The sequence below is a fragment of the Xanthobacter autotrophicus genome (assembly GCF_029991245.1).
Classification (GTDB): domain Bacteria; phylum Pseudomonadota; class Alphaproteobacteria; order Rhizobiales; family Xanthobacteraceae; genus Xanthobacter; species Xanthobacter autotrophicus_C.
The window spans coordinates 1-6,333 of record NZ_JAIVFO010000197.1 but is presented as its reverse complement, the minus strand read 5'-3'; the positions used below and the strand labels follow the sequence as shown (position 1 = coordinate 6,333).

The following is a 6,333-nucleotide window of genomic DNA, read 5'->3' as shown; positions in this document are numbered from 1 at the left end:
CCCTGCGGCTCCCCCCCTGCCGCCGCGCCGCCCGGCCTGACACCGGGTGGCTGTCCCCCTTGCGATTGCCACATCGAATCAAAGTGACCGCATTCCTTGCCGGCTGTGTTATGCTGCACCGCAAGGTTCTATGGGTGCCCCTTCCGTTTTTCGGGGGTGCCACAGGTGAGACGAGGAATTGGCCTCATGAACGCAGACGACCTCATTGCCGATTTTGAATTCCTGGACAATTGGGAAGACCGCTACCGGCACGTCATCGAGCTGGGCAAGAAGCTGCCGCCCTTCCCCGACGCCGAGCGCAACGAGACCAACAAGGTGCAGGGCTGCGCCAGCCAGGTCTGGCTGATTTCCGACCTGAAGCAGACGCCGGCCGGCACCATCATCGAATTCCAGGGGGATTCCGACGCGCACATCGTGCGCGGGCTGGTGGCGGTCCTGCTCCATCTCGTGTCGGGCCACAGCCCGAAGGAGATCATGGAGACGGACATCCTCGGCGTGTTCCGGCAGATCGGGCTTGAGGGTCACCTGACACCGCAGCGCTCCAACGGCCTGCGCTCCATGGTGGAACGCATCCGCGGCCACGCCCGCGCCGCCCTCGCCGCCGCCTGACGCAGCCCGGCCCCGAGGTTCGGGGCCGGTTCCGGTCGTTCAAGGGCGCCAGGCTTCAAGGGGTGCCGGGCTTGGCCCGGCCACCAACCGCGCTGGTCATCAGCTGCGGTGGACGGCGCTTTGCACTGTAACCTCGGCTGCGGCAAGGCGCCGGTACAGGCTGCGCTGGCGGGCGATGGGCCACCAGTCGTAGAGGAAGATCTCCATGGGCCGCCACAGCGCGACCCAGCCCAGGATCAGCAGGCCTTCGGCCGCAAATCCCGCCAGGTTCCGCGAAAAGGCCCCCTCGCCGATCAGGCCGGCGACGCCGAGGCAGAAGGCCAGCACTGCGCAGCCGATGGCGAGCGACAGCCGCCCGATGCGGAACAGTTCTTTCAACTCGCCCGACACCGCGATCTCGCGATCCACGAAATAATGGCGCATCGCCTCTGGCAGGCCCTGAGCCTCAGGCGTGGCGGCTTCCGTTTCGGGCAGGTGCACGACGATGCGCACCGGCGCGCGGCGCGGCAACTCCCGGGCCCAGGCGACGATATACGCCTCGGCCTCGGGGGCGAGATCCCGCTCCCGGAAGGGGAAGGGATCGAGCATGTTGAATAGCTGCGAGACCCGCTCAACGCGGATCTCGATGTCGGTATCCATATCGATTGCACTATCCCCCGACAGCGCGGCGCCAGCCGGATGCCCCTCGACCAAACCGCTCCGCGATCCCGTCTAAGGGCGCACCCGATCCCACTTCAAGCGAAGATCAGGATTTTTCGGGGGGCGAAGGCCGCAAGACGAGGCCGGCAACACGAGGGGGTAGGACGAGAGCGGTGCGCCTCAGCGGTTGTCGCGGCGCGCCCGCACGCGCACGGGTACCGCCTGCTTCTGCCGCGCCGCAAGCTGGGCGAGGACCATGGCCCCGACGAGAGCTGCGAGGGCGAGAGCGGAACCGGCAATGAGGGACATGGAGATCCTCCTCCAAGACGCTTGCGACGGTCGTCGGCAAGCAGACAGGCTCTGCGCCGACGAACGAGTTCATCTTAACCCTGTTCGTGCCGCGCGCCACCCGTCTGGATCAACAAATAGGTGCCGCGCCCGCGGCAACGAGGGGCGTCACGCCCATGTGACCGCCAAGGGCGCGCGCCGCTCCATGTTTTAGGGCGCGGCGGCGACAGGCTCATCCCATGAGCACTTCACAAAAATACATTGAATCAATCCGTTACACGTTGGGCTGGGATGGCGGCATCGGTTCGCGTCGGCAAACCGTTGTGGCGCATCGCAGCCCGCCATCTCCGGCAGGCGGCCCTACAAGGGCGAAAGATAGGGCAGCGGCCCGGGCGCGGGGGCCTGCCGCACCCGCTCCAGGCGTTCCATGGCGCGGGCGAAGGAACCGTCAAGGTGGCTCTTGAGCGCCTCCACCGCCGCTTCCGCATGGCCGGCGGCCAGCCGCTCCGCCACGTCCAGATGCTCGGCCAGGAACGGCTCCACGCCGGGCGCGCGGGCGGCGGCGTCATAAAGGAAGGTCAGGGCCACCAGCAGCGTCTGGTAGGTGGAAAGGGCATCCATGAGGGTGGCGTTGCCGCAATGGCCGAGAAGGCTGATGTGCAATTCCTCCTCCAGAGCGCTGAGGCGCGCCCCGTCCACCGCTTCGGGGGCGGCCATGGCATCGGCGAGGTTCCCCTTGAGCGCCGCGAGGATCGCCGGCGGCAGCCGCGGGGCGGCGAGCCGCAGGGCCGCAGGCTCCAGGATGGCGCGCATCTCGAACAGCTCGGCCACATAGGCGGGGGTCAATGCCGGCGCATACCAGTGCTGGCGCGCATCCTTGCGCACGACCCCGCGCTGGTGAAGCCGCGACAGCGCCTCCCGCGCCACCGTGCGGCTGACGCCGTAGGCGGCGGCGAGGTGATTCTCCACCACGCGGAAAGCGCCGAAGGCGCTGCGGGTGACCACCTCGTGCTCCACCTCCTTGTAGATGCGCTCCCAGGTGGATTCGGGGGCGAGCTGGATGTCCGCCGCCGGCGCCTGTTCGGCAAAGGCCGGTACGGGTCCGATGGGAAGCTCGACGACGAAGCCGTGCCCCTCGGCGCGGCGCACGAGGCCCAATTGCTCAAGACGGGCAAGGGCCTGGCGGGCCGGCGCCCGGGAGATGCCGAAGCGCTCGGCGATCCGGGACTCCAGCAGCCGCTCGCCGGGCCGGAGCGCACCGGAAACGATCTGTGCCGCCAGAATGTCGAAGGCCCGCTCATGCAGCCGGGGCGCGACGCCGCTGGTCCGCGCCGCCTCCCGGCCGGTCTCGGCCGCTTTGCCGGCAGCTGGGATCAGGTGTCCCATCGCGTCCTCACCGTCCCAATTCCCCATCGCATGGTGGGAAGGGTGCCGGAGTGGGCGCGAGATGCCAAGCCCGACAGAGGCTTATGGCCTGGCGCGGGTTGCCGCACCCGAGGCATGGACCGGATGAAAAGCTGCCCAGGCGCGCTCCACCACCGGTCCGACCCTCGCGCAGCGGGGGCGGCGCACGCCTCGTCGCAAGGCCTCTGCAGCTCAGCCGAAGATGACCGCGGCGGCAATGACGCCGTAGGCCAGGACGAAGAGGAAGCTGTCCCGAAGGACACGCCCGCGTGCTATGGTCATAATTCACTTCCCATCATATCCAGTCATTTTATATGGAAAGTGATTTCAGTCAATAAACATTATTATAGTGTGTTTTGCGAGCAAAGCGCACCCTGCCCGCCGACGGAAGCCGACGGGCAGGGCCTGCGGTCCGTCCGGTCGCTCTACCGCCCTTCGAAGCGGGGCGCGCGTTTTTCCACGAAGGCGGTGGCGCCCTCGGCGAAATCGTGGGTGCCGGCGCTGGCGATGAAGGCATCGCGCTCGGCGTTGAGCTGGTCCGACAGGCTGTGGTTGAAGGAGGCGCGCAGCAGGTGCTTGATGCGGCCATAGGCCAGCGTCGGCCCGGCCGCGAGGCGCTTCGCCAGCGCATCCGTCTCGGCCTGAAGATCGGCCGCCGGCACCACCTTGTTCACAAGGCCCAGCCGCAATGCCTCCGCCGCCTCGATCGTATCGGAGAGCAAGGCGATCTCCATGGCCTTGCGCAACCCCACCACCCGCGGCAGCGAGAAGGTGGACGAGCCGTCCGGCGAAGTGCCGATACGGGTGTAGGCCAGGGTCATCTTGATGTCGTCGGCAGCGATGGCAAGGTCGGCGGCCTGGCGGATTGGGCCCGCCAAGCTGCCAAAGCCGGAGCAACCCCACAAGGCGCCCCGTTCTCAGATCGGCGAATCGGTATCCGGCGGGAACAGCACGCCAGCCTCTTCCAGATAGGCTTCCAGCGCTGCCACCGAGGCGGTGACGTCGACGGTGGTGTCAAGCACCAGCTCGGGCGCCTCCGGCTCCTCATAGGGCGCGGAAATGCCGGTGAAGCTGGCAATCTCGCCCTTGCGCGCCTTGGCGTAGTGACCCTTCGGGTCGCGCCCCTCGCACACCTCCAGGGACGCGCGGATGAACACCTCGTGGAAGAAGCGCCCGCCCACCTCCCGCGCCTGCTCCCGGTCGGCGCGCGTGGGCGACACCAAAGCGACGATGGCGATATGGCCGTTGCGGGCGAGGAAGCCGGCCATGTGGGCGACGCGGCGGATGTTCTCCGAGCGCTCCTGCGGCGAGAAGCCGAGGTCGGCATTCAGGCCGGTGCGCAGGGTGTCGCCGTCCAGATAGACCGGCGAGCCGCCGAGATCGAACAGGCGCCGCTCCGTGGCCCGCGCCACGGTGGATTTGCCCGCCGCGGGAAGCCCGGTCAGCCACAGCACCGCGCCCTGGTGATGGAAGCGCGTGACCCGCTCGGCCGGGGTCACGGCCGAATCGACCGCCACCACCGGGCCGCGCTTCGGCGCCTCCAGCCGGGCCTCGCGGGCCGCGTGCAGGATGATGCCGCCGCCGCAGATGCGCCGCTCGCGCTCCACCACCACCCGGCCGGTGAAGGCGTTGAGGTGGTAGGGATCGGCCGGCAGGGCCTGACGCAGGCTGATTTCCACCTCGCCCACGTAATTGCGGCCGAGGCTCGCCTGGCCCTCGGTGACAAGATTGGCGGGATCCACCGCGCTGGTCACCGCCGAGACAACGCCGGGCGCGGCGGCGGTGGACAGGCGCACCACCACCGGGTCGCCCGCCTTCAGCGGCGCGTCGTCCAGCCAGAACAGGCGTATCTTCAGGCTTTTGGCGGCGCGCGGGCGCTGGTCGCCATGGGCGGCGATGTCGCCGCGGGTGACGAAGATGTCCTTGTCGAGGGTGATGCCCACCGACTGGCCGGCCTCCACCGTGGTCGGCCCCGGGCCAGGCCACGCCTCGATGGACTTCACCCGCGCGGTGGCGCCCGACGGCTCGAACGCCAGTTCGTCGCCCACCGAGAGGCGCCCGCTTTCAATTCGCCCGGCGAGGATGCGCCGCTCGTCGAACTTGTAGACCGCCTGGATGGGGAAGCGTAGCGGCTGGTCGGACAGGCTCGGCGGAGCGGTGAAGGCGTCCAGCGCCTCCACCACCGTGGGGCCGGAATACCACGGCAGGCGCGCGGTGCGCTCGGAGATGAAGTCGCCGTCGCGGGCCGAAACCGGAATGACGAAGGTGGGGCGCAGGCCGAAGCCGGCGAGATAGGCGCTCACATCCTCCTCGATGACCGCGAACGCCTCCTGGTCGAAGGCGACGCGGTCCATCTTGTTCACCACCACCGCCACCTGCCGCAGGCCGAGCAGGTGCAGGAGGAAGGCGTGACGGCGCGTCTGCTCGCGCACGCCCTCGCCCGCATCCACCAGCAGCACGGCGGCATCGGCCTGGGCGGCGCCGGTGACCATGTTGCGCAGGAATTCCACATGGCCGGGCGCATCGATGAGCACATAGTCGCGTTGGGCGGTCTTGAAGCGGATCTGGCTGGTATCCACCGTGATGCCCTGGTCGCGCTCGGTCTGCAGCGCGTCCAGCAGGAACGACCACTCGAACGGCATGCCGCGGCGGGCGGAGACCTCCTTCAGCATCTCCAGCTTGCCGTCGGGCAACGAGCCGGTCTCGTGCAGGAGACGGCCGACCAGGGTGGACTTTCCGTGGTCCACGTGGCCGACGATGACGATGCGCAGAAGCTCACGCTCCTTGGCCGCAGCCGCGGCGGAAGAGGTGGCGAGCGGCGCGGCGGGCGTTGACGCGGACGAGGAAGCGGACGTTGACGCGGACATGGGCAATGATCTCTTCAAAATCTCGGGAGGCGGCGCGCTGGGCTGGCCTCACAGGTAGCCGGCGGTGCGCAGGCGCTCGAAGGCGTCCTCGGATTCGTGGTCCATGGCGCGGCCCGAGCGCTCGGAGGTCTTGGTGGTGGCGAGTTCGGCCAGGATCTCGTCCAGCGTGGACGCATCCGACTCCACCGGGCTGGTGATGTCCTGGTCGCCCAGCGAGCGGTAGCGCTTGCCGTCCTTGGAGAAATACAGCGGGATCACCGGGATGCCCTCGCGCTGGGTGTAGGCCCAGATGTCCATCTCGGTCCAATGCAGGATGGGATGGATGCGCACATGGGCGCCGGGGGTCAGGGCCGTGTTGTACTGGTCCCAGAATTCGGGGGGCTGCTCGCGCACGTTCCAGGCGCCGTCGGTGCCGCGCGGGGAGAAGAAACGCTCCTTGGCGCGGGTCGGCTCCTCGTCGCGGCGGATGCCGGCGATGACGCCGTCGAAGCCGTGCTTGGCCAGCGCCATGCGCAGCCCTTCCGTC

The 6,333-nt window shown here is 68.7% G+C and carries 7 protein-coding genes; 1 reads left to right on the top strand and 6 read right to left on the bottom strand.

Translation table 11 applies throughout. The features are described 5' to 3' along the window. The first annotated feature begins 186 nt into the window (after window positions 1–186). The gene (locus tag K9U41_RS21195; protein ID WP_138399321.1) at window positions 187–609 is read left to right on the top strand and encodes a SufE family protein; all 423 of its coding nucleotides are present in this window, start codon (window positions 187–189) and stop codon (window positions 607–609) included. Window positions 610–708: 99 nt separating this feature from the next. Here K9U41_RS21195 and K9U41_RS21190 read toward each other — a convergent pair whose 3' ends face one another. The 6 genes from K9U41_RS21190 to K9U41_RS21165 form a co-directional block, all read right to left on the bottom strand. Further along, window positions 709–1,248, bottom strand: a complete 540-nt coding sequence (locus K9U41_RS21190; RefSeq protein ID WP_282642829.1) for a hypothetical protein — start codon at window positions 1,246–1,248, stop codon at window positions 709–711. Window positions 1,249–1,428: 180 nt separating this feature from the next. After that, window positions 1,429–1,557: a hypothetical protein gene (locus K9U41_RS21185; RefSeq protein WP_282642828.1), complete on the bottom strand. Its 129-nt coding sequence runs from the start codon at window positions 1,555–1,557 to the stop codon at window positions 1,429–1,431. Window positions 1,558–1,896: 339 nt separating this feature from the next. Beyond that, a complete protein-coding gene (locus tag K9U41_RS21180; RefSeq protein ID WP_282642827.1) occupies window positions 1,897–2,922 on the bottom strand; it encodes a GntR family transcriptional regulator in 1,026 nt (341 codons plus the stop codon). Between the two features lie 443 nt (window positions 2,923–3,365). Next, window positions 3,366–3,818 carry an enoyl-CoA hydratase-related protein gene (locus tag K9U41_RS21175; RefSeq protein WP_282642826.1) on the bottom strand — a complete coding sequence of 151 codons (453 nt, stop codon included), beginning with the start codon at window positions 3,816–3,818 and terminating at the stop codon, window positions 3,366–3,368. Window positions 3,819–3,857: 39 nt separating this feature from the next. Further along, on the bottom strand, window positions 3,858–5,807 hold the full coding sequence (gene cysC, locus K9U41_RS21170) for an adenylyl-sulfate kinase (protein ID WP_282642825.1): 1,950 nt from the start codon (window positions 5,805–5,807) through the stop codon (window positions 3,858–3,860). 48 nt (window positions 5,808–5,855) lie between these two features. Further along, the coding region (locus tag K9U41_RS21165) for a phosphoadenosine phosphosulfate reductase family protein (protein ID WP_282642824.1) at window positions 5,856–6,333 on the bottom strand (478 nt) is incomplete at its 5' end.

Excerpts from the sequence above, each read along its gene's own strand:
- K9U41_RS21190 (WP_282642829.1), bottom strand. The coding sequence starts at position 1,248 with ATGGATACCGACATCGAGATCCGCGTTGAGCGGGTCTCGCAGCTATTC.
- K9U41_RS21185 (WP_282642828.1), bottom strand. The coding sequence starts at position 1,557 with ATGTCCCTCATTGCCGGTTCCGCTCTCGCCCTCGCAGCTCTCGTCGGG.
- K9U41_RS21195 (WP_138399321.1), top strand. The coding sequence starts at position 187 with ATGAACGCAGACGACCTCATTGCCGATTTTGAATTCCTGGACAATTGG.
- cysC (WP_282642825.1), bottom strand. The coding sequence starts at position 5,807 with ATGTCCGCGTCAACGTCCGCTTCCTCGTCCGCGTCAACGCCCGCCGCG.
- K9U41_RS21180 (WP_282642827.1), bottom strand. The coding sequence starts at position 2,922 with ATGGGACACCTGATCCCAGCTGCCGGCAAAGCGGCCGAGACCGGCCGG.